23 protein-coding genes are annotated in these 21905 nt (G+C 64.1%); 13 read left to right on the top strand and 10 right to left on the bottom strand.

The genetic code is table 11. The features are described 5' to 3' along the window. The first annotated feature begins 57 nt into the window (after positions 1–57). Positions 58–933 (top strand): alpha/beta hydrolase, encoded by an 876-nt coding sequence (locus tag RO069_RS03605; protein WP_328185371.1) that lies wholly within the window; start codon positions 58–60, stop codon positions 931–933. A 6-nt stretch (positions 934–939) separates the two neighbouring features. On the opposite strand, the gene RO069_RS03600 is transcribed toward RO069_RS03605, so the two are convergent. Then, positions 940–1302, bottom strand: coding sequence for a DUF6164 family protein (locus RO069_RS03600; RefSeq protein ID WP_328185370.1), 363 nt, complete (start codon positions 1300–1302; stop codon positions 940–942). Positions 1303–1358: 56 nt separating this feature from the next. Between RO069_RS03600 and RO069_RS03595 the strand changes: the two genes are divergently transcribed. From RO069_RS03595 to RO069_RS03580, 4 genes are all read left to right on the top strand, one after another. After that, complete coding sequence (locus tag RO069_RS03595) at positions 1359–2732, top strand: DUF2868 domain-containing protein (protein ID WP_328185369.1); 1374 nt, start codon at positions 1359–1361, stop codon at positions 2730–2732. Next, positions 2719–4215: a GTPase/DUF3482 domain-containing protein gene (locus RO069_RS03590; protein ID WP_328185368.1), complete on the top strand. Its 1497-nt coding sequence runs from the start codon at positions 2719–2721 to the stop codon at positions 4213–4215. The genes RO069_RS03595 and RO069_RS03590 overlap by 14 nt, the downstream gene beginning before the upstream one ends. 114 nt (positions 4216–4329) lie before the next feature. Further along, positions 4330–4725, top strand: coding sequence for an ectoine synthase (locus RO069_RS03585; RefSeq protein WP_328185367.1), 396 nt, complete (start codon positions 4330–4332; stop codon positions 4723–4725). A gap of 6 nt (positions 4726–4731) precedes the next feature. Next, the gene (locus RO069_RS03580; protein WP_442915326.1) at positions 4732–5934 is read left to right on the top strand and encodes an MFS transporter; all 1203 of its coding nucleotides are present in this window, start codon (positions 4732–4734) and stop codon (positions 5932–5934) included. 136 nt (positions 5935–6070) lie between these two features. Here the strand turns inward: RO069_RS03580 and RO069_RS03575 are convergent, their stop codons facing one another. Continuing rightward, positions 6071–7246: a type III PLP-dependent enzyme gene (locus RO069_RS03575; protein WP_328185366.1), complete on the bottom strand. Its 1176-nt coding sequence runs from the start codon at positions 7244–7246 to the stop codon at positions 6071–6073. Positions 7247–7500: 254 nt separating this feature from the next. On the opposite strand from RO069_RS03575, the gene RO069_RS03570 reads away from it, so the two are divergent. Then, positions 7501–7713, top strand: a complete 213-nt coding sequence (locus tag RO069_RS03570; RefSeq protein WP_328185365.1) for a YjfB family protein — start codon at positions 7501–7503, stop codon at positions 7711–7713. Positions 7714–7729: 16 nt separating this feature from the next. Here RO069_RS03570 and RO069_RS03565 read toward each other — a convergent pair whose 3' ends face one another. The 3 genes from RO069_RS03565 to RO069_RS03555 all read right to left on the bottom strand — a co-directional run bounded on the left by RO069_RS03565 (position 7730) and on the right by RO069_RS03555 (position 10329). Further along, entirely contained in the window at positions 7730–7933 is a 204-nt protein-coding gene (locus RO069_RS03565; protein ID WP_328185364.1) for a DUF3185 family protein, read from the bottom strand. A gap of 99 nt (positions 7934–8032) precedes the next feature. Further along, complete coding sequence (locus RO069_RS03560) at positions 8033–8842, bottom strand: ATP-grasp domain-containing protein (protein WP_328185363.1); 810 nt, start codon at positions 8840–8842, stop codon at positions 8033–8035. Positions 8843–9354: 512 nt separating this feature from the next. Further along, a complete protein-coding gene (locus tag RO069_RS03555) occupies positions 9355–10329 on the bottom strand; it encodes an AraC family transcriptional regulator (protein WP_328185361.1) in 975 nt (324 codons plus the stop codon). Between the two features lie 98 nt (positions 10330–10427). On the opposite strand from RO069_RS03555, the gene RO069_RS03550 reads away from it, so the two are divergent. The 6 genes from RO069_RS03550 (at position 10428) to RO069_RS03525 (ending at position 15698) form a co-directional block, all read left to right on the top strand. Further along, the gene (locus RO069_RS03550; protein ID WP_328185360.1) at positions 10428–11732 is read left to right on the top strand and encodes a flavin-containing monooxygenase; all 1305 of its coding nucleotides are present in this window, start codon (positions 10428–10430) and stop codon (positions 11730–11732) included. 6 nt (positions 11733–11738) lie between these two features. Continuing rightward, a complete protein-coding gene (locus tag RO069_RS03545; RefSeq protein ID WP_328185359.1) occupies positions 11739–12647 on the top strand; it encodes a bile acid:sodium symporter family protein in 909 nt (302 codons plus the stop codon). A gap of 4 nt (positions 12648–12651) precedes the next feature. Further along, a complete protein-coding gene (locus tag RO069_RS03540) occupies positions 12652–13593 on the top strand; it encodes an SDR family oxidoreductase (RefSeq protein WP_328185358.1) in 942 nt (313 codons plus the stop codon). Continuing rightward, a complete protein-coding gene (locus RO069_RS03535) occupies positions 13590–14426 on the top strand; it encodes an SDR family oxidoreductase (RefSeq protein ID WP_328185357.1) in 837 nt (278 codons plus the stop codon). The genes RO069_RS03540 and RO069_RS03535 overlap by 4 nt, the downstream gene beginning before the upstream one ends. After that, positions 14423–15154: a sulfite exporter TauE/SafE family protein gene (locus RO069_RS03530; RefSeq protein WP_328185356.1), complete on the top strand. Its 732-nt coding sequence runs from the start codon at positions 14423–14425 to the stop codon at positions 15152–15154. The genes RO069_RS03535 and RO069_RS03530 overlap by 4 nt, the downstream gene beginning before the upstream one ends. Positions 15155–15290: 136 nt before the next feature. After that, the gene (locus RO069_RS03525) at positions 15291–15698 is read left to right on the top strand and encodes a CBS domain-containing protein (RefSeq protein WP_328185355.1); all 408 of its coding nucleotides are present in this window, start codon (positions 15291–15293) and stop codon (positions 15696–15698) included. A gap of 33 nt (positions 15699–15731) precedes the next feature. On the opposite strand, the gene RO069_RS03520 is transcribed toward RO069_RS03525, so the two are convergent. After that, positions 15732–16064: a YnfA family protein gene (locus RO069_RS03520; RefSeq protein WP_328185354.1), complete on the bottom strand. Its 333-nt coding sequence runs from the start codon at positions 16062–16064 to the stop codon at positions 15732–15734. 217 nt (positions 16065–16281) lie between these two features. Between RO069_RS03520 and RO069_RS03515 the strand changes: the two genes are divergently transcribed. Next, the gene (locus tag RO069_RS03515) at positions 16282–16872 is read left to right on the top strand and encodes a LysE family translocator (RefSeq protein WP_328185353.1); all 591 of its coding nucleotides are present in this window, start codon (positions 16282–16284) and stop codon (positions 16870–16872) included. Here RO069_RS03515 and RO069_RS03510 read toward each other — a convergent pair. The 4 genes from RO069_RS03510 to RO069_RS03495 form a co-directional block, all read right to left on the bottom strand. After that, the gene (locus RO069_RS03510) at positions 16834–17685 is read right to left on the bottom strand and encodes an AraC family transcriptional regulator (RefSeq protein WP_328185352.1); all 852 of its coding nucleotides are present in this window, start codon (positions 17683–17685) and stop codon (positions 16834–16836) included. The genes RO069_RS03515 and RO069_RS03510 overlap by 39 nt on opposite strands. 56 nt (positions 17686–17741) lie before the next feature. Continuing rightward, a complete protein-coding gene (gene hrpB, locus RO069_RS03505) occupies positions 17742–20225 on the bottom strand; it encodes an ATP-dependent helicase HrpB (RefSeq protein WP_328185351.1) in 2484 nt (827 codons plus the stop codon). 16 nt (positions 20226–20241) lie between these two features. After that, complete coding sequence (locus RO069_RS03500) at positions 20242–21447, bottom strand: YbfB/YjiJ family MFS transporter (RefSeq protein ID WP_328185350.1); 1206 nt, start codon at positions 21445–21447, stop codon at positions 20242–20244. 98 nt (positions 21448–21545) lie between these two features. Next, complete coding sequence (locus RO069_RS03495) at positions 21546–21845, bottom strand: putative quinol monooxygenase (protein WP_189572088.1); 300 nt, start codon at positions 21843–21845, stop codon at positions 21546–21548. Positions 21846–21905 lie beyond the last annotated feature (60 nt).

The raw sequence follows: 21905 nt of genomic DNA, 5'->3' as shown, positions 1-21905 counted from the left end.
GAGCCGGCTCCGTGGCGGCGACGTATGATATGACACACCCATTTTCGAGACGCCCCCATGACGCTGGCACGCTGGCTGTCGGCACTGGCACTGCTGGTGCTTGGCGGATGCACCACCCATATCAACCCACCGGACGATCTGGTGGAACCCAAGCATACCGGGTTTGAGGAACGGCTCAACATCCGCTACTCGCCGGAGGGCTGGCCCGAGGCACTGCACGCCGACTTCTACGTGGCGGAGCGGACCACACCGGGGCCGGCGGTACTGGTGGTCCATGGTGGCGGCTGGCAGGGTCGTTCACGGGCCGACATGACCGACACGGCCCGTGAACTGGCCCGCCATGGCCTGACCGCCATGAATATCGACTACCGGTTTGCCCCGGACCATCAGTACCCGGCGCAGTTGAGGGACCTGCAACAGGCCCTGGACTGGCTGCGGCGACACCACCATCAAATGAACGTGGACCCCGAGCGCATTGCCGGTTTCGGTTATTCCTCCGGGGCTCACCTGATAAGCCTGCTGGCCACCGTCAACAGTAGCGACCATCCCGACCGGGCTCCCTGGAATCCGGACCAGCAGGGACTGCTCGCGGTGGTGGCGGGTGGCCTGCCCGCCGATCTGCGAAACTTCGATTCCGGACGCTTGCTCAGGCAATTCCTCGGCGACACCCGGGAGGCCATGCCGGAACGCTATGAGAGGGCGTCACCGGCTGCCTGGGTGACGGCGGATACACCGCCCCACTTCCTGTTCCACGGCACCTGGGACGATCTGGTGCCGGTCTCCCAGGCCCGCGACTTCCATCGGCGCCTGGAGGCGGCGGATGTAACCAGCCAGCTGGTGCTGATGCACGGCCAGGGCCACGTCACCACTTTCCTGTTCCGGGGGGCCGTCATGGATGAGGCTCTGGTGTTTCTGAAAGCCCACACCCGATAACCCGGGTCACCCCAGCCGGAGGAAGGGGGCCAGGGATATCCCGAGGATAAACACCAGTGCCACCAGCGCCGCAATAACCGTGACCGGCTTGCGCAGGAACTGGTGCCAGATACCGTCGCCACGCCCCTGCCGCAAGGCCTCTTCCCAGGCCTCCCGCTGGCTGCGCTGGCGTCGGGCCTGGTAGTCCTCCAGCAGGGTCCTGGCCCGTTCCGCCTCGATCTCGTCATGGGCCCAGAAACCGCCCATGCTGATACCCCAGAACGACGGCGGCGTCTCGTAGTAGTTGATCCGATGCTCGTCGAACAGGGCGCGGATCTCATCCGCCTCGTCGTCGGGCACATGGCGCAGATTCATCAAATGGTGGGGCATCGGTTACACTCTCGGGGCCGTCTGGCTTTTGTACGTCATTGCTACAAGGATACTCCATGCCCGGCCACCTTGAGACCCTGCTGGCCTTCGATCACCAGTATCAGCGCGACCAGCGGCAGTCGCCGGCCTTCCTGCACCGGCGGGACCGCCGCTACGCCCTGGATCGGGGCGAGGGCCAGAAGCCGGACATCCATCACTGGCTGGGCCAGCTCGAAGCCCTGAACGGCGCAACATCCGCAGGCTTCCCGGAACTGAGGTTCTGGCGACAGTTCGCCACGGCCTTCATCAGCGCCGGGGCACTGCTCGGGATCATCACCATGTCCGGGCTGCTGTTTTACGACGGTGGCCAGCAGATCAATATCACCGTGATCCTCGGCGTCATCCTGCTGCAACTGGTGCTGGCCCTGTTCACCGCCTGCCAGGGGCTGGCCGGCTGGCAACCCTGGGCCCCCCTGGTCCACAGCCTGCAGCACCGTCTGGAGAAGCGTCAGCCATCATCCGCCCTGTGGCCCCTGTTCAGCCCGATGATGGCACGGACCGCCCAGGCCGCCGGCCTCGCCTTCGGCGTCACCGGACTGCTGACCCTGCTGGTTTCCGTGGTGGTGCAGGATCTGGCTTTCGGCTGGAGCACCACCCTGGAAACATCAGCCGAGGGCTGGTATCGCATTGTCTCCTGGGTGGCGGCCCCCTGGTCCGGCTGGCTGCCGGTGGCGACTCCCACACCGGACCTGGTGGCGGATACCCGTTTCTTCCGCCTGGAGGGCACCGGCACGGACATCGCCGGCATCCGCTGGGGTGCCTGGTGGCCCTTTGTCGCCATGGCCTGGCTGACCTGGACCATCCTTCCCCGCCTGTTGCTGCTGGTGGTGGCCACCCTGGATCTTCGTCGCAAGGGGCTGCGGGCGCTTTGCGACCACCCCGGCTATAAGGCGCTGCTCTGGCGCATGGAAACCCCGGCGGTGGAAACCGGCAGCGACGCCACCGACAGTGGCCAGCTTCCCGTCGATGTCACCTCGAACACCGTTGCCATTCCCGAGACGCCGCTGGTGGTCTGCTGGGCCGGCGCCTCGCCGGAGGACATCCTGACAAAGCCGCCTTCGCAGCCCCTGCGGGCGGGGGGCAACCAGAGTCTTCAGGCCGACCGGGACACGCTGTCGGCCCTGGCCGGGCAGCGATCCCCGGAGGACCGGCAATTACTGGTGGTGACCCGTAGCTGGGAGCCTCCCACCGCCGAACTGGAGGACTTTCTGGAGGAGGCAGCGGAACGGTTCCCGGACCTCACCCTGATCCTGCTGCCGGTGGCCAGCGCCCCGGCACAGCCACCGGCGGAACAGGCCCTGGCCCAGTGGCTACGCTTTGCCGACCGGGTCGGGCGCGGCGTTCACGTGGCAGCCGTCGATACGGCGGAGGCACTCCATGAAACGGACTGATCAGGCGCCGCTCTTCGCCGTGGTTGGCCATCCCAACCGGGGCAAATCCAGTGTGGTGGCCACCCTGTCCCAGAACGACCGCATCGCCATCGCCCTGGAACCGGGCACCACCCGGGAGAGCCACACCTATCCCCTGACCGTGGACAACCACACCCTGTACACCCTGGTGGACACCCCCGGGTTCCAGCGCCCACGGCGGGTGCTGGAATGGCTGGAGGCCCACAGCCTGTCCGCCTCCGATCGGCCGGACACGGTGGCGGCCTTCGTACACCAGCACCGGGAGAATCCGAAGTTCCGGGACGAGTGCGAGCTTCTGACGCCGATAATCGAGGGCGCCGGCATCATCTACGTGGTGGACGGCTCAGTGCCCTATACCGCCGAGCAGGAGGCGGAAATGACCATCCTGCGCTGGACCGGGCAGCCCAGCCTGGCCCTGATCAACCGTATCGGCACCGACGACCACACCGAAAGCTGGCACAAGGCGCTGGGGCAGTTCTTCCAGGTTGTGCGCAGTTTCGACGCCGTTCGCGCCTCGTTCGAGAAACATCTTAGCCTTTTAAAGGCCTTTGGCCAGCTCCGCCCGGAATGGGAGCAGCCCCTGGAGCAGGCCACCCACTATCTGACTCGCCAGCGGGAAGACCGGCAATGGCAGTCGGCCCGGCTGATTGCCGCCGCGCTCGCCGACATGATGCGCCACCAGGAGTCCCGCACCTTGCCCCGAAACCTGCCAATACCCGGCAGCGACAGCCGCGAGGCTCTGGAAGCCCGACTGCGGGACCGCTGGTACCAGCACCAGCGGGAGCGGGAGGAGCGCCTGCGGCGGGATATCGAGACCCTGTACCAGCACCACCAGATCGCCCGCCAGGAGGCGGAACTCAGCTGGCACCAGGACCATGACCTGTTCAGCGAAAGCACCCGCCAGGCCTGGGCCGTGAGCAAGCGCTACCTGGCCACCGCCGGCTTCGGTGCCGGAGCGGTGGGCGGCGCCAGCATCGACGCCCTGACCCTGGGGCACTCACTCGGGGCGGGTGCCCTGATCGGTGGCCTGATCGGCGCCGCCGGCAGTTACTTCTACGGCGACCGGCTGGCGGTGCAGGCGTTACGGCTGGGGCCACTGAAGGGGAGCGGCGAGCTGCAGACCGCCACCTTCGGCCCCGTGCAGGACCTGCAATTCGGCTATATTGTTCTGGGAAGGGCGGTGGATCACTGGTGGCACATCAGCGAGAGGAACCATGCCGGTCGGGATCCGCTGGAGCTGCCCCCCTCCGACAGCCACTGGCTGGAACAACTGGACAGCCCCCAGCGCAAGGCGATCCAGCAGGCCCTCGGCAAGCTGCGCAAGGGCCGGCAACTGGCCCCTGACGAACAGCAGGGCCTGGAAGCCGCCATCCACTCTGCACTGGTGGGTTACCGGAAATGGCGGGCCGATCACGGTGCCAGCAGGGATTCGATGGACCCCGGAAAGACCGGCTGGCCTCGTTAAGGGGCGGCCAAACGGTTATAATGCAGGGCTTGTCACATTCAGTAGCCTCTGAACGATACCGGGATGATCCCTGGCTTTCAGAACGGCTTTACCCAACCAGAACGAGGTACGCCCATGAAAATCGTACGAGTGCAGGACATCATCGGTACCGAACGTGAAGTCAGCGACAAGCAGTGGACCAGTCGCCGTCTGCTGCTGAAAAAGGACGGCATGGGTTTCTCGTTTCACGAGACCATCATCAAGGCCGGCTCCGAGCACACCTTCTGGTACAAGCACCACCTGGAAGCCGTCTACTGCGTGGCCGGCAACGGGCGTATCAAGGACCTGGCCACCGGTGAAGTCCACGAAATCACCGATGGCACCCTGTATTCCCTCGACAACCATGACCGCCACACCCTGTATGGTGGCACCGAGGACATGCGCCTGATCTGTGCCTTCAACCCGCCGGTCACCGGCCGTGAAATCCACGACGAGGACGGTGCCTACCTGCCGGACACCAGCGACAACTGATTGACCGTGGTGGACGCCAAAACCACCATCGCGCCGCCACCGCCAGCCTCCCTGCTGCCGGTGGCGGTGTTGCTTTGGCTGGCCGGTGTCTACCTGCGCATTCCCATCCTGGTGGCGCCACCGCTGGCGCCATTCATCAGCGATGACCTGGGCCTCAACCAGGCACTGACCGGTGCCCTCACCACCCTGCCCATCCTGATGCTGGCCATTGGCGCCATGCCCGGCTCCCTGGCGATTTCCCGACTCGGTCCCCGCAATACCCTGGCACTGGCCATCACCATCATGGCCCTGGGGTCCGCCGCCCGGGGGCTGGTTCCCGACGCCGTCACCCTGATGGTCGCCAGCGTCGTCATGGGTCTCGGCATCGCCATGATGCAACCCGCGCTGCCGGCCCTGTTGCCACGATGGCTGGAGCCCCACCACATCGCCATCGGCTCCGCCATCTACATGAACGGCATGCTAATGGGGGAATTCATCGGCGCCGGCGTCACCTTGCCGGTGCTGATGCCACTGCTGGACAACAACTGGCAGGCCACCCTGCTGGCGTGGTCACTGCCCGCCCTGCTGGTCGCCGGGGCCCTGTTCATCCCCAGGCGGGACCTCAGCCGTCCCACCGGACCACCGGCCTGGCTACCGGACTGGCACAACCCACTGACCCTGAAACTGGGCCTGCTGCTGGGCCTGTCCGCGTCCATGTTCTTTGGCCTGAACGCCTACATGGGCAACCTGCTGGAGCAGCAGGGCCATTTCGAAAAACTGTCCGAAGCCCTGTTCTGGTACAACATCGCCCAGGTCTTCGCCTCCCTGATGATGCTTAAAATGGCCCGGCAATGGGTCGGCCGCCGCAACCTGATCATCTGGATGGCGGCCCTGAGCATCCTCGGCACCGCCGGCACCATCGTCACCGAAGGCTGGTGGTCCATCGCCTTCGCCACCTTCATGAGCTTTGTCGCCGGCATACTGCTGATCCTGCTGATCGCCCTGCCACCACTCGTGGTCCGCTCCGAAGACACCGGTCGCCTATCCGCCGGTACCTTCCTGGTGGGCTACACGGTCGCATTCTCGGTACCCATGCTGGGCGGCGTCCTCGCGGACTGGACCGGCGACATCCGCCACGCCCTGATGATCATGGTCGGCTACAGCCTGCTGGTGCTCCCACTGGCGTTCACCCTCGACCTGACAAACAAAAAGGGCCAGCCCGAAGGCTGACCCAGAAGTGGCCCCACACTCACAGCCTGAAGGCCGTGGAGCGGGGGGTGGATTCTGCAGGGAACCCTTGTCTGAGCGAAGCGAGTTTTGGGTTTCCGGAAGAACCCGCCCCCCGCTTCGCGGCCCACCCCCAATCTTAGAGGTAGAAGTCTCTCAACGGAGGAAACCCGTTAAATTCAATAGCGCTGTAAGTGGTCGTATAGGCCCCGGTAGACAGCCAGTACATCCGATCCCCGATCGCCAGATTCAGAGGCAACGGATACTTGTGGTGCTCATACATGATATCGGCACTGTCACAGGTCGGCCCGGCAATCACACAATCCTCGCCCTCACCGGACTTCTCCGTCCAGATCGGAAACTTGATCGCCTCATCCAGCGTCTCGATCAGACCACTGAACTTGCCCACATCCGTGTACACCCAGCGGTGCAACGCCGTGCGGGACTTGCGGGAAATCAGCACCACCTCGCTCACCAGCACACCGGCATTGGAAATCAGTGAACGACCCGGCTCGATGATAATCTCCGGCAGGTCGTCACCGAAATCCTCCCTCAGGAAGCGATGGATCTCCTCCGCGTACACTCCCAGCTCATTGGTGCGGGTGATGTAGTTGGCCGGAAAACCACCGCCCATATTGATCATCTTCAGCTCGATGCCATCCTCTTCCTTAAGACGCTCGAAGATGACCTTCACCTTGTTCAGGGCCGCATCCCAGGCGCCGATCTCCCGCTGCTGGGAACCCACGTGGAATGATACGCCATAGGGCACCAGCCCCAGGTCACGGGCCAGGATCAGCAGGTCCATGGCCATGTCGGTCTGACAGCCGAACTTGCGGGACAGGGGCCAGTCGGCGGTCAGCGTGCCCTCGGTCAGGATACGCACATACACCTTCGAGCCAGGGGCCGCCTTGGCAATATTGCGCAGGTCCGCCTCGGAATCCGTGGCGAACAGGCGCACACCACGCTCGTAGAACGTGCGGATGTCCTTCGCCTTCTTGATGGTATTGCCATAGCTTACCCGATCACCGGTCACACCCAGGGCCATCACCTTGTCCAGCTCATACACCGACGCAATATCAAAACTGGCGCCCTTGTCCCGTAGCATGGTCAGGATCTGCGGAGCCGGGTTGGCCTTCACCGCGTAGTAGACCTTGGCGTACGGAAAGCCTTCCACCAGCTCGTTGTACTGGCGGTCGATCACCTTGGTGTCGATCACCACGAACGGCGTTTCCTGGGTATCCGCAAAGTCCTTGATGCGTTTGAAGGTCTCAGGGTCGTAGTAGTCGGCAATGTTGGCGTTGGTGACATCGGTCATGGGTGGTGTGTCCCTCCACAGGGTAATCGCCCATAAAAAAAGGGCACCACAGCAACGCTGCAGTACCCGTCATATGGCGCGATCATCGGGCTTTTTTCATGGGTCAGATATGAGCAGAAATACCCATGGGGCAAGGCCTTATGAAACCGCTGGAATAGATTTGTAAGGGATTGAAACAGGAAGGTGCCGAAGGCTATTCAATGCACCGTCCAGACTGCTAATGTGATCACGAATTAAACAGCCGGAGTGTAAAGATGTCTGAAGTCGCTTCCATGGCAGCCGCCAGCACCCAGATGAGCCAGCAACGGGTGAGTGAACAGGCACAGATCCAGGTCATGAAAAAGTCCATGGACATGCAGCAACAGGGCGCCATGCAGTTGCTGGAAGGCATCTCCGATACCGCCGTGCCCACCGCCGGTGCCAATCCGTCGGATCGCGTCGGGGCCAATATCGACGTGAAGGCCTGAGGGCCTTCACTGCGGTCTACTTCTTGAAGAACGTAAGAAAGGCACCGGCAACCAGCGCCGCAACGCCGCCGATTATGTACCACATGGTCTCGTCACTGAAACGGCCCGTCACCGTTTCCGCCAACTGTTCGCCCATGGACTGTGACGCCTGGTAACCAAAGAATAGCAGCAAGGCGCCTACCACCAGCAAAACAATACCCAGGATCTTCGGGGTGCCCATCTCTTCTCCTCATATCTCTTGTATCTGTCACCTAAGCTAGCCGGATTCGGTGGGAAAAACAAAGGATAAGAGCATCACAATCAGGGCGAGCCTACCCGTTCAGACCGCCACCGGCCATAGTGGGGCCGGACCATCCGGATCCTCCGGCGCCGTCCGGGTCCGCAGATAGCCCAGGATGGCATCCTTTAACGCCGTTCCCTGGGCCAGCCCCTGGTTGCCAAACAGCCGGTTGAATTCCAGCACGTAGGGGTAGCCTTCCACCAGGGCGATGTCGAAACCGGCATGGTCCACGCCCAGCGTCCGTGCCAGCCTCAGGGCAAGGTCCGTCGCCACTGCCGGCACCGCCGACGCATCGATTTTTCCGCCCCGTGCCACGTTGTTATAGAAGCCCTGATCCGACTGCGTTCGCCAGTAGGCGGTCAGCACCTGGTCACCCACCACAACCACGCGCACATCCCGGTCGATGGGCAGGTATTCCTGCACGTACAGCACCGGCGTCCGCTCGCAGTATCGTAACCAGTTCTGGCGGGATTCAATCAGCCAGACGCCTTCCCCCATGGAGGCCTTGGGCAGCTTGGCGACGAAGGGCGAGGGCATGGTCGCCCAGAGCCGATCCCGCTCCTCCGGTCCGTTGGCTTCGATCAGTGTCCAGGGGGTATGTTCCGGTGCCACGGCCTGGAAGGCCCGGGTCATCTCCACCTTGTCATGGCCGATGCGGTAGCTGGCTTCACTGGGGAAAACCCGGCACTTCAGGCCATGGACCAGGGCGTTTAACTGCCAGTATTCCGGGAACAGTACCCAGTCTGCTGCTTCCAGTTCGGCCTTATGACGCAGGAAGTGCTCGGGTTTGATGATGGTGGTATCCGGGAAGCCCAGGGTACGGAAGATATCGAAGGAAACCAGTTGCATTGGGTTGGGCGCTCAGGGGAAGAGTTGTGCATTTTATGGGCAGCCTGGGTTTTAGCAAGTGATTTGTTCTTTGGCTGAGAGCTGGGTTCGTAGATTGGTTGGTTTGGTGGCTGGCGGTGGGGTAAGGGGGGCGCTTTCTCCGCCGCAATTCACGGTCCGTCCCTGGACCGACCTTGCTTCGCGACATCCCTGTCGCTGCTGCGAAATCACCCCCCTTACCCCACCACCGACGGGCAGATTTGCTGAACTCACAACAAACCGGACAGAGGTATCTCCCCGTTATCGGATGACTATTGTCGTCATGGGAAAATCGGAGTTCGGGATACCTTTCTACAGGCTTTATTGTCTTTAGCGGCCAGCACATGGTTAAAAGCGCGGGGTTACTGGGAGGTCTTTTTAGAGCAGGGCCATGGATGGCCCGGAGCAAGGTCGGTCCAGGGATGGACCGTGAATTGCGGCGGCAAAAAGACCTCCCAGTGACCCCGTGCCTGCACCTGAATTCGCAATCTACATTAGTCAGAAACGGAAGAACGATAGCGGGCGGGACTAACCCCCTCCCACCGCCGAAATGCCCGGGCAAAGGCGGCCTCCTCGGAAAACCCAAGGCGCTCACTCACCTCCACCACCGATTGCCCGGCCCTCAACAGCTCCACGGCCAGCCGATGCAACTCCCGCTCCCGCAACACTTTGAACGACAAGCCCTCATCCGCCAGCAACCGGTTCAGGTGCCGACCGCTGACCGCCAGCTCCGAGGCCACCCGCTCCTTGCCCCAGTTGGGATGCTCCCGCACCAGACGACTCACCTGCCCACTCAGGCTCTGATGGCCCAGCGATTCCAGGGTATGGTCCGCCAGTTGCCGCAGATGATCCCGCAAGGCGCTGTTGGCCTGGATCAACGGCAGGTCGCCCTGGCCCCGGTGAAATTGCAGACAGTTGCGATCAGCGTCGAACACCACCGGCATGCCCAGCCGCTCCCGATAGGTCGCCCCATCACCCCGGGACGGGTGGGTCAGCAGCAGGGTCTCCGGCCTGAATGCCTCCCCAGTGGCCCAGCCCGCCAGACGCACCAGCGACGCCATCACCGCGTCCACCCGTTCCGCCACCCGGACCTGGTACTCGGGCCGATAGCAAAGGCTAATCCGATCAGCGTCCTCCGAGATCGAGAACTCGCCCCCATCACCCACCACCGGCGCATACTCCACCAGCGCCTCCAGCCCTTCCCGCAGGGTATCGCAGCTCACCAGCAGCATGCCGGCGCTGTCCAGGTGGCCCACCTGCAGCGCCAGGCCGATCTCCAGCCCGGCCAGCGGGTCATCGACCGCCCGGCAGTACTCATCCCAGAGCCGGTCCTGCACCGACAGCGGCACCCGCTGCCCCGGCACCACCTGACGAGTAATATCGTCGGACAGCGCAATGCCCTGACGCTGTGCCGCCTGCAGGATCGCCTGGGCATAGAGATGGGTAACCGTGGGTGACGTTCCGATCATGGCCTGAATTGTCGTGGTTTCTGTCCTGTCCGGTCAGGAAAACGGACGCGTTTACCCATAAGATACGGGATGACAACAACAAAATCAGGAAAACCAACATGTATGCAGTGATCGGCGCCGGCCCCATGGGCCTTGCCTGTGCCCGCAATCTCCAGAAGCAGGGCATTCCCTTTACCGGATTCGAACTCCATGGCGATGTGGGCGGCCTGTGGGATATCGACAACCCCCACAGCACCATGTACGAAACCGCGCACCTGATCTCGTCCAAGCGCATGACCGAGTTCGTGGAGTTTCCCATGAAGGACTCGGTGGCCCAGTATCCCAGCCACCACGAGCTACGCACCTACTTCCGGGACTTCGTCGACCATTTCGGCCTGCGTGAACACTACGAGTTCAATACCCGCGTGGTGAACGTGGAGCCAGACGGCGACCAGTGGCAGGTGACCACCGAGTGCGATGGCCAGCAACAGACCCGCACCTTCGAAGGGGTCATGATCGCCAACGGCACCCTGCATACTCCCAACAGGCCCGGACTGCCCGGCGAGTTCGACGGTGAACTGATGCATTCCGCGGACTACCGCTCCCCGGACGTGTTCAAGGACAAACGGGTGCTGATCATCGGCTGTGGCAACTCCGGTGCCGACATCGCCGTGGATGCGGTGCACCATGCCCGCTCGGTGGACATGAGCCTGCGCCGGGGTTACTACTTCCTGCCCAAATTCCTCAACGGCAAGCCCATCGACACCATCGGCGGCAAACTGAAAATGCCCCGGCCCATCAAACAGCGGATGGACGCGGCCCTGATCCGCCTGGTGATGGGCAAGCCCTCGGACTATGGCCTGCCGGACCCGGACTACCGCATGTACGAGTCCCACCCCGTGATCAACTCCCTGATCCTGCATCACCTGGGCCACGGGGATATCCACCCCCGGCGAAGCATCGACCGGGTGGAGGGCAAAACCGTCCACTACAGCGATGGCGAGAGCGGCGAGTACGACTTGATCCTGATGGCCACCGGCTACCTGCTGGATTACCCGTTCATCGACCGCAAACACCTCAACTGGCCGGAACACGAGGACGCGCCCCGGCTGTACCTGAACATGATGCATCCGGACCATGACAACCTGTTCCTGATGGGCATGATCGAGGCCACCGGCCTGGGTTGGGAGGGCCGCAACCAGCAGGCGCGGCTGGCCGCCTTGTACATCCGCGAGCGACAGAAGGGTGCCCGGGCCGCCAATGACCTGCAACGGAAAAAGAAGGAGCGGGTAGGCGAGCGGCTGGACGGGGGCTACAACTACATCAAGCTCGCCCGCATGGCCTACTATGTGAACAAGGACCAGTACCTGGAGACCCTGGCAGGCCATATCGCCGAACTCCAACCCGACCACAGCAAGGGGTAAATCCGTATGACGGTGCAGTTCGACCCCGCCAGCCTGGTCACCCTGAACGTGATCCTGGCCCTGATGATGTTCGGCGTGTCCCTCAACCTGAGACCCGCTGACTTCAAACGGGTCCTGACCATACCCCGGGCCCCCATCGCCGGGCTGCTTGCCCAGTTCCTGCTGCTACCGGCGGCCACATGCCTGTTCACCTGGGCCTTCCGGGTGGACCCGCAACTGGCCTTGGGCATGATCCTGGTGGCTTCCTGTCCCGGGGGCAGTTTCTCCAATATCATGACCTGGCTGGGCAAGGGCAGCGTGGCGGTATCGGTGAGCATGACCGCTGTCTCCAGCCTGGCCGCCACGGTGATGACGCCGCTGAACTTTGCACTCTATGGCTGGCTCAACCCCCACACCCGTGCCTACCTTCAGGAGATTGCCCTACAGCCGGAAAACATCCTCCTGCTGGTGCTATTGGTGCTGGCCCTGCCGCTGATACTGGGCATGGTCACCGGCCGGCGCTTCCCGACGCTGGCGGTGCGCAGCGAGAAACCCCTGCGATTCATCTCGCTGCTGATCTTCCTGGCATTCGTGGCCATCGCCTTCCTCAACAACGTGGACCTGTTCCTGACCCAGTTCCATACCTTCTTCTGGCTGGTGGTGGGCCACAACCTGCTGGCGCTGGCCCTGGGCTACGGCATGGCCCGGCTGATGAAACTGTCGGTACCGGACCAGCGGGCGGTCACCATGGAGGTGGGCATCCAGAACTCGGGACTGGGGCTGGTGATCCTGTTCACCTTCTTTCCAGAGGCCGGCGGCATGATGCTGATTACCGCCTTCTGGGGCGTGTGGCACCTGGTGTCCGGCCTCACCCTGTCACAGATCTGGGCCCATCGCCCGCTTCCCGATCCCGAACCCGTACAACCACAAAGCTGACATCATGACCACCGAAAAACGCATCCTGATCACCGGCGCCGCCGGCTACATCGGCCACCAGCTGGGCAACCGCCTGGCGAAGGACTGTTTCGTGATGGGCACCGACCTGCACTGGCGGGAAGGCCTGGACTTTCCCCTGGAAGTGCTGGATGTCCGCGATTCGAGACTGGTGCTGACCCTGGCGGAATACCGCATCACCCACGTCGTCCACCTGGCCTCAATCCTCCAGGCCTCACCGGACCGGCAGCGGGACTACGACATCGACGTCAATGGCACCCGCAATGTGCTGGAAGCCTGCGTGGCCGCCAAGGTCCAACACATCACCGTGACCAGTTCCGGCGCCGCCTATGGCTACCACCCGGACAACCCCGAGTGGATCGACGAGGACGACCCGCTGCGGGGCAACCCGGAATTCGCCTACTCGGACCACAAGCGCCAGGTGGAGGAACTACTGGCCCGGTACAGAGCCGAGCACCCGGAACTCCAGCAGCTTATCTTCCGGCCCGGCACGGTGCTGGGCATGGATACCCGCAACCAGATCACCAGCCTGTTCCTGGCGCCCCGGCTGCTGGCCATTCGCGGCAGTGACTCGCCGTTCGTGTTCATCTGGGACCAGGATGTTCTGGACGCCATGGAGCAGGGCATCCGCGAAGACCGCTCCGGCCGTTACAACATGGCCGGCGACGGCGCCCTGACCATTCGCGAGATCGCCCGCAAGCTGGACAAACCGTTGCTGGTCCTGCCGGCCAGTGTCGTCAAGGCCGGCCTGCAGGTGGCGAAATGGCTGGGCAAACCGGTGTCGCCGGCGCAGGTCAATTTCCTGCGCTACCGGCCGGTGCTCAGCAACCGCCGCCTGAAGGAGGAATTCGGTTACCGGCCCCGGAAGACCTCGGCGGAAACCTTCGACTTCTTCATCGGGCATGCCCAGCAGCGGGGTGACCTGTGACCGTTACCCTGATTACCGGCGCCGCCAGCGGCCTGGGCTGGGCCATGGCGCGATACTGGTACCAGGCCGGGCACTGCCTGGTGCTGGCGGATATCGATGCCGAGGCACTTCTCCGGCGGCGAGCGGAACTGGGCGACGACACCCGGGTGCATATCGTCACCGTCGACGTGACCCGGCGGGACGAACTCCAGCGCCTGGTGCACGAAACCGAGATCACCTTCGGCCGGCTGGACCTGCTGGTGAACAATGCCGGTATCACCCACCGGTCGCCCGCCACGGACACCAACCCGAAGGTGTTCCGCAAGGTCATGGCGGTGGACTGGCAGGGGCCGGTGGAGCTGACACAACTGGCCCTGCCCTTGCTTGAGCAGTCCCGGGGCGGCATCATCTGCATCGGCTCCATGGCCGGCTGGATGCCAGTGCCGGGGCGAGCCGGCTACTGCGCCGCCAAGGGGGCCCTGGCACAGTTCTTCGAGGTGCTGCGGCTGGAGCTGGAGCCCCGGGGGATTCATATACTGATGGTGTACCCCAGCTTCCTGGACACGCCCATCGAACACAACGCCCTGGGGGCGGATGGGAACAAGGCCAGCCATGCCCGTTCCACCATCGGTGGCCTGTCCAGCGCCGATGACATGGCGCGGATGATTGACCAGGCCCTGAACAGGCGCAAGCGTTGGCTGCTTCCCGATGCCGTCTCCCGCTTCGGCAGCCTGTTGTGGCGCATCGCGCCGGCCCTGTACCTGCGAGCCATACGCCGGAAGTTTGCCGGCGATATTGCCGGTAGCCAGGCATTGGCACCACCCGATACCCCGGACAAAGGCCCCACAACATGATCGACCCCTGGCTGTGGCTGGGCTTTGCCATCCTGCTGGCCTACACCATCGAAGCCATCACCGGCTTCGGCTCCATTGTCATCGCCCTGTCCCTGGGGGCCATGTTGCTGCCCATCCCCGAGATGCTGCCGGTGCTGGTGCCCCTGAATGTGTTCATGAGCGGTTACCTGACCTGGAAGCATCACCACCATATCGACTGGCGGTTACTGGCCACCCTGATCCTGCCGCTGATGCTGGCGGGCACCCTGGCCGGCTACCTGCTGACCCCCTGGCTGGGGGTCGGCATCCTCAAAGCCCTGTTCGGCGCGCTGGTGGTGTGGTTTGCCGGCAAGGAACTGTGGCGACTGTTCGGGGGCCGAGTGGCGGAACCCCACGGCCTGATGACCAGCCGCATCATTACCTTCGGGGCCGGCATCACCCATGGCCTGTTTGCCTCCGGCGGGCCGCTACTGGTCTACGCCCTGGCGGGTATCCGGCTGGACAAGAGCCGCACCCGGGCCACCCTGCTCACGGTCTGGTTCACCCTGAACCTGACCCTCAGTGTGCTCTACCTGTTCGATGGCAGCCTGGTGGCCAGTGCCCACCGGCTGGTGTGGTACCTGCCGCTGCTGGTGGTGGGCGTGCTGGTGGGGGAATTCCTGCACCACCGGCTCAACGAGGAGCGCTTTAGGCAGGCGGTGTACAGTGTGCTGCTGGTGACCGGTGTGCTACTGATCCTGCGGACATAGATACCAATTAGCTATCATTAATTAAACAGCGATAGCCTGGAAGAATGAAAAGCATTGGAAAGTCCCATTGGGCAGTCACCGTCCCGATCCGGATACTTATCGTCCAGACGCCTGATGAGATTCCGAGGAGGGACCAATGCGTACCGTACAAGAGCTGATGTCGAAATGGACTCCTGCGCTGCACGAGCGGGACTACCTGAGCCGCGCCGTGGACCAGATCCTGTCCAGTGGCTATACCGGCCTGCCGGTGGTGGATGACAACAACCGCCTGGTGGGATTCCTGTCCGAGCAGGACTGCATCCGCTCACTGGCCAGCAGCACCTACCACTGCGACAACTGGGTACGGATCAGCGACATCATGTCCCGCCACCCGGTCTCCGTCACACCGGACATGTCGGAACTGGCGCTGGGCGCCCTGTTCACCGAACAGAAACCCAAGGTGTACCCGGTGGTGGACCGTGACAACCGCGTGCTGGGCGTGCTGACCCGCTCCCATGTGATGGCGGCGCTGAACGAGCAACTGAAGACCTGCCGGGCGGCGTAGGCTGCCTGACCCCGACGTGGCCGAGCAGGTGGACTATGTGTGACGGGGAGCGAACATAATGATCGCCATTCCCAGCAGCGCCACGGCGGATCCCAACAGGTCATAGGGGGTGGGCCGGATACCGTCCACCACCCACAGCCACAGGATCGCCATAAAGATATAGACACCACCATAGGCGGCGTAGACACGCCCCGCAGCGGTGGGGTGCAGGGACAGCAACCAGGCAAACAGCGCCAGACTCAACGCCCCCGGGAGCAGCAACCAGATGGACTTGCCTTCCCGCAGCCACAGGTAGGGCAGATAACAGCCGACAATCTCGGCCAGTGCCGTGACCAGGAACAGACCGACAGTTCTCAGTTCAGGCAATAGTAAGTACTCCCGACATCCCAATGACACCCCGGGCCAGGGCACGAAATACACACCTCTTACCGTGCTGTTTGGCCCTGCACGACAGAATAGTCACCCTTTAAGACAACAACTTGCAAGCGTGGATGCCAGTTCGGTGCGCCAACATCAATTCTGTTCAATAACCGGCCCCCGGATATCCGCAGAATGCCTCCGTCACCCAAGCGGAGAACCACCCATGAGCCTTTCCCTGATCCTGCCCATGTCGGCATTTGCCCTGGCTGCATCCATTTCGCCGGGGCCGGTTAACCTGGTCTGCCTGAGCAGCGGCACCCGTTATCCCATCGCCCGGGGACTGGTCTTCGTGACCGGCGCGACCCTGGGTTTTATCGTGCTGTTCCTGGCCGTCGGTCTGGGGCTCTACTCGCTGATGACCATGGTGCCGATGCTGGAGGAGCTGTTGCGGTGGGCCGGCGTGGCCTTCCTGCTCTACTTGGCGGTGCGCCTGGCCCGGGACAGCGGTGACCTGCCGGAGGACGACGCCCGGGCACCGGGCTTTGCCACCGGCGCCCTGATGCAGTGGCTGAATCCCAAGGCCTGGCTGGCCTCCGCCTCCGGCATTGGCGCCTACACCAGTGCCAATGACCTGGATACCATCCTGCTGTTCGCCTCGCTTTACCTGCCCATCTGCTGGCTGTCGCTGGCCACCTGGGTCTATGCCGGCGCCTTCCTGCGTCGGCACGTGCAACGGCCTGTGGTGCTGGTCACCATCAACCGGACCCTGGCCGCCCTACTTGCCGCCAGCTGTGTCTATCTGCTGTTTGGCTGAAGCCACCCGGTACTGTTTCGGGGTGGCCGCCATCAACCGCTTGAAGGTGCGCTGGAAGTGGGCCTGGTCGGCAAAGCCCGCGTCCAGGGCGGCCTCGACGATGGGGGCACCCTCCCTGAGGGCCCGACGACCGAGCTGTATCCGGCGGTTGACCAGGTAGGCATGGGGCGTGAGGCCGTAATGCTGCTTGAAGGCGCGGACCAGGTGGCCGGCGCTATAACCCGAGTGATCACACAGCATCTCCAGCGAGATATCCTCGGCCACATGCTCGTCAAGGTACGCGGCCAGCGACTTTAGGGTCTCCGGCGCCTGGGGCCGGGAGGGGACCGGCTGGCTGGTGAGTTCATGCATCAGGTCCGACAGGAACTCCACCACCTCGGTCTGCTTTTCCAGCAGGTCCCGGTCATCATCCAGCAGGCAGTGCGCCATGTGGCAATAACGCCGGTACCAGCCCGGGGCGGACACAATGGGTGTCTCGATATCCCGCCACTGGAGCGACGGCAGCAGGCCCGCCCGGTAACGCAGGTCCGTCAGCCAATCCGCATCCACGTACATCATGAAGTAGGCCCAGGGCTGGTCCTCGATCGGATTGCAGTTGTGCACCCACTCGGGGTTCATGAGCACCAGGTCTCCGGCCGCCACCTGATAACGGTCGCTGCGATAGCAATAGGTGCTCCGGCCGCCGGTAATGGCGCCGATGGACCACTGGGTGTGGCTATGGGGCGCGTAGCAGACCTGGCGGCCGTCCTCGACCTGGCGCAGTTCCACATGGGGCATGCGGGGGTCGCGCCAGAAAATGGGGTTGGGTTTCATGTGGCTCTCCATGCTCCCGGATAGGACACTGGGTACCAGTATACTTATTTCTGAAGCTATCGCCCGGACCGTTTGGTACCCATCCTTGCCTCCGCCGTGAACGGGTCTTCGGGCCAGGGGTGCTTCGGATAGCGGCCACGCATTTCCTTGCGGACGTCCGGGTACACCTCGCGCCAGAAGCTGGCCAGGTCCGCGGTGACGGCCAGGGGGCGTTGTGCGGGTGATAGCAGGTGGATAACAACGGGGACACGCCCGCCGGCCAGCCTGGGGGTTTCGGTCCAGCCAAACAGGGCCTGGAGTTTGACCGCCAGCACAGGGCCGTTCTCCGCCGTGTAGTCCAGCCGGACCTGCTGACCGGTGGGGATTTCCAGGGTGGTGGGCAGTTCCCGTTTCAGGGCCTGCTGCCGGTCCCAGGGCAGGAGCGTCTGCAGGGCGTCCATCAGATTAACCTGCTGCAGGCCTTTCCAGTTCCGGATACCGGCCAGGAAGGGAGCAAGCCACTGGTCCAGCGTGGCCAACAAGGCCTCGTCTGACGTATCCGGCCATTGCTCCGGCTCCAGGGAACGCATAAAAGCCACCCTGGCCTGCCACTGTCGGGAAGTCTCGTTCCAGGGGAGGCTGTCGATGCCTTTTTGGCGGACGGCAGTGAGCAGGGCAAGCTGGATCTGCTCCGGCCCCGGCTCCGGTAAGGCTTTCTCGGTCAGGACCAGGGCCCCCAACCGGGTGATACGGCGGGCGACTACAGTCCCCCGGGCGTCGTCCCAGGTTGCTTCGTCCGTGGTGTCGATATGGTCGGCCAGGTCCGCTTCCAGGGTGGCACGGTCGGTGGCGGCAGCCAGATAGATCCGCGCCTCCCTGGCCCGGCCATCCAGGTCGGCGGTGACGATCCATGGCTGCTGTCCCAGGGCATCCTCGTCGGGCAGGCTGGCCCCACGGCCATTGCTGAGCTGGTAGCGGTTGGCATCCCCGGAGCGCCTCAGGCCAACCCGGTCCGGGTAAGCGAGTGCCAGCAGACGGCCTGCCGGCAGGGTGTCATCCACATCCCGGGCGTGGGCATCCGGCAACAGTCGGGCGGCGGAACGGCGGATGGCATCGAGGCGGCTCCGGTCCAGATTCGGGACCCGGTACTCTCCACTCAGGGCCTGCAAACGATAGCCAATATCCGCCCCCGCACCGGGGCCAAGCAGGTCCCTTTCACCCAATAACGCCGCCAGTCTGGCCGCTGATTGCGGATAACCCGACTCCCGGCCCTTCAGCACCATATGGGCCAGGCGGGGATGGATGCCCAGGGCCCGGGCGTTGCGGCCGTGGTCGGTGATGGTGCCGTCCGGGTTCAGGAGATCCAGCCATTGCAGCAGTGCCACAGCCTGGTTCCAGTGGGCGGCCGGTGGCGGGTCGAGCCAGTCCAGGTCCTCCGGTCTGAGCGCCCCCCACTGCGCCAGTTCCAGCGCCAGGGGGGCCAGGTCCGCCTCCAGGATCTCGGGGGGCGTAAAGGCGGCAAGACCATGCTGGTCGGACTCGCTCCACAGGCGGTAGCACACCCCCGGCTCCACCCGTCCGGCCCGGCCCTTGCGTTGCTCGGCGGCGGCCTTCGACACCCGCCCGGTCTCCAGGCGGGTCATGCCGCTGTTGGGGTCGAATACGGCCCGGCGGGCCTGACCGGCGTCGATCACCACTCGCACACCCTCGATGGTCAGGCTGGTCTCGGCAATGGCGGTGGCCAGCACGAGCTTGCGTTCGCCGTCGAGGGCGGGCTGGATGGCCCGGTCCTGCTCGTCGCCCTTGAGGTTGCCGTACAGGGGCGCCAGGTGGACATTGGCCGGCAGGTCGGGGCGGATCAGGCGCTCCACCTGACGGATCTCCCCGGCGCCGGGCAGGAACACCAGGATGGACCCGGTCTCCGTGGTCAGCACCTCGCGGATGACCGAGGCGACGTGATCGGTCACGCGCGGTGCCCGCCCGGCGGAGGTCGATAGCGGACGGTGGATCACCGATACCGGAAAAGCGCGGCCCTCGCTGCTGATCACCGGCGCATCATCCAGCATCCGGGCCAGGGGCGTGGTATCCAGGGTGGCGGACATCACCACCACCCGCAGGTCCGGGCGCAATACCTGCTGGGATTCCCGCACCAGGGCCAGGCCCAGGTCCGCCTGCAGGGAGCGTTCATGGAACTCGTCGAACAGCACGGCGGCGTAGTCATCCAACAGCGGGTCGGACTGGATCAGGCGGGTGAGGATGCCCTCGGTGACCACCTCGATTACCGTCTGCGAGGAAACACGGGTATCCAGCCGGGTGCGGTAGCCCACCGTCTGGCCGGGTTTCTCGCCCAGTTGCCGGGCCATGAAGCGCGCGGCGGACCGGGCCGCCAGCCGCCGGGGCTCCAGCATCAGGATCCGGCGCCCTTGCCGCCAGGAGGCATCCATCAGCGCCACCGGTACCCGGGTGGTCTTGCCGGCCCCCGGGGGTGCCTGAAGCAACACGGTGGTTTGTGACGCCAGGGTGGCAGTGAGTTCCGGCAGTACCTGGTCGATGGGCAGCATGGACAAATTCCGGGATCTATCGGCGGGCGTGCCAGTCCTCGGCACGGGGAACGAACAGGGCGAAGAACAGCCCCCAGCCCAGGGCAATGGCCCCCAGGGTGAAGGCGCCCACCAGGGTACCACCGGCATCCAGCCATTGCCGCGTCAGGCAGGGGCCGGCCATCTGCGTGACACTGTACAGGGCCACCGTGGCTGCGGACAGTCTCGGCCCCTGGTGGGGGTGCAGGGCGCGACCAATACGCTGGGTCAGCAGCACGGTGCCCACAAAGGTGCTACCCACCAGCAGGGCACAGAGCACAATACCCCGTGGGTCCGGCCAGAGCACCAGCGCCAGGGCCCCCAGGAACTGGATCAGGTAGTTCAGTCGCAGGGCCCGGAGATCACCCACCCGTGAGCCCAGGTAACTCCAGATGATGGGCGTGGGAATGGTCACCACCGCCACCAGCAGCCAGGAGCCGTCCACCAGCCAGTGGCCTTCCGGTAACTGGGTCTTGGTGAGCAGGGGCAGGAAGGTCATGGGCAGGATATAGCCCAGCCCGGCTCCGGCATAGGACAGGAACAGCGGAATGCTGGCCCGGTCCAGCAGGGGTCCCTTGTCGACGAACGAGCCGTCGTCCCGCTGGAGCCCCGCCGGTACATCCAGTTTCAGCAGATACCAGGTGGCCCAGGCCGCCAGCGGAATGGACAGCAACGCCGCCGGCCACCAACGGGCGGGGCCGGTGAGCAGGTCCGCCGTGCCGGACACCAGGAAGCTGGACAGCAACAGGCCCACGCCCACCCCCACATAGACCAGGCCACTGGCGGAAGTACGATTGCGCCTCACCAGCCACTCCAGGATCAGCGCCGGCGCCTGCACGAACACCACACCATTGGCGATGCCGTTAACCAGCCGCAGGGCGGACAGCCACGAGGCCGGTTCCACCTGGGTCTGCAACAGGGTGGTTATCACGTGGACCACCATGGCGATGGGCAGGGTCAGGCGGATCTGGTCCGGGCGGTACCAGCGGATGGCCAGCAGGGCACCAATGAGGTAGCCCAGGTAATTCCAGGTGGCAACGGAGGCGCCTTCACTGGCGGTAAGTTGGCCATCACCCACCAGGTAGGGCAGCAGGGGGGTGTAGATAAAGCGGCCCAGGGCGTGGACCACCAGCAGGATGGTGGCGCCGGCCACCACTACCGACAGGAGATTGGCAGGATTAGCGGTGGACCGGTGCTCTGTCATGACGACTCCAGCGGGATGGATCCCGGATCACGGAGCCTCTGACCTGGTCGCCCCCGGGCGGATGGCCCGGACGGGAACCCGTCTTGAAACTCCTTAGGTTACTTCACATCGACCTTGGCGGGCGTAATGTACTCGATTCTGGGCGGTCCCGCCAGGCAACCGGCGGCCACCTTGCCGAAGGCCTTCATGTGGTCGCTCTTGCCATGGGGTTCCAGGTGCTCGGCGGATTCCCAGACTTCCAGGAACACCAGCCGGTTGGGATCGGACAGGCTGGTGTGCAGCTCATACTCCAGGCATCCGGGCTCCTTCAGGGTTGCCTCAATGCAAGGTTTGGCGGCTTCCAGCAAGGTCTCGCGCTGATCTGGCTTTACATTCAGGATGGCTCGTACGTATAGCATGGTTGTCCTCGGGTTGGGGTTGACGCACCCCGGGCGGGGCGTGCCATTGGTTGGAGGACC

Origin of the sequence: Marinobacter sp. OP 3.4 (assembly GCF_036224885.1) — a bacterium.
GTDB lineage: Bacteria > Pseudomonadota > Gammaproteobacteria > Pseudomonadales > Oleiphilaceae > Marinobacter.
The sequence above is the reverse complement of the archived record's forward strand: the minus strand, read 5'-3'. Positions and strand labels throughout refer to the sequence as shown.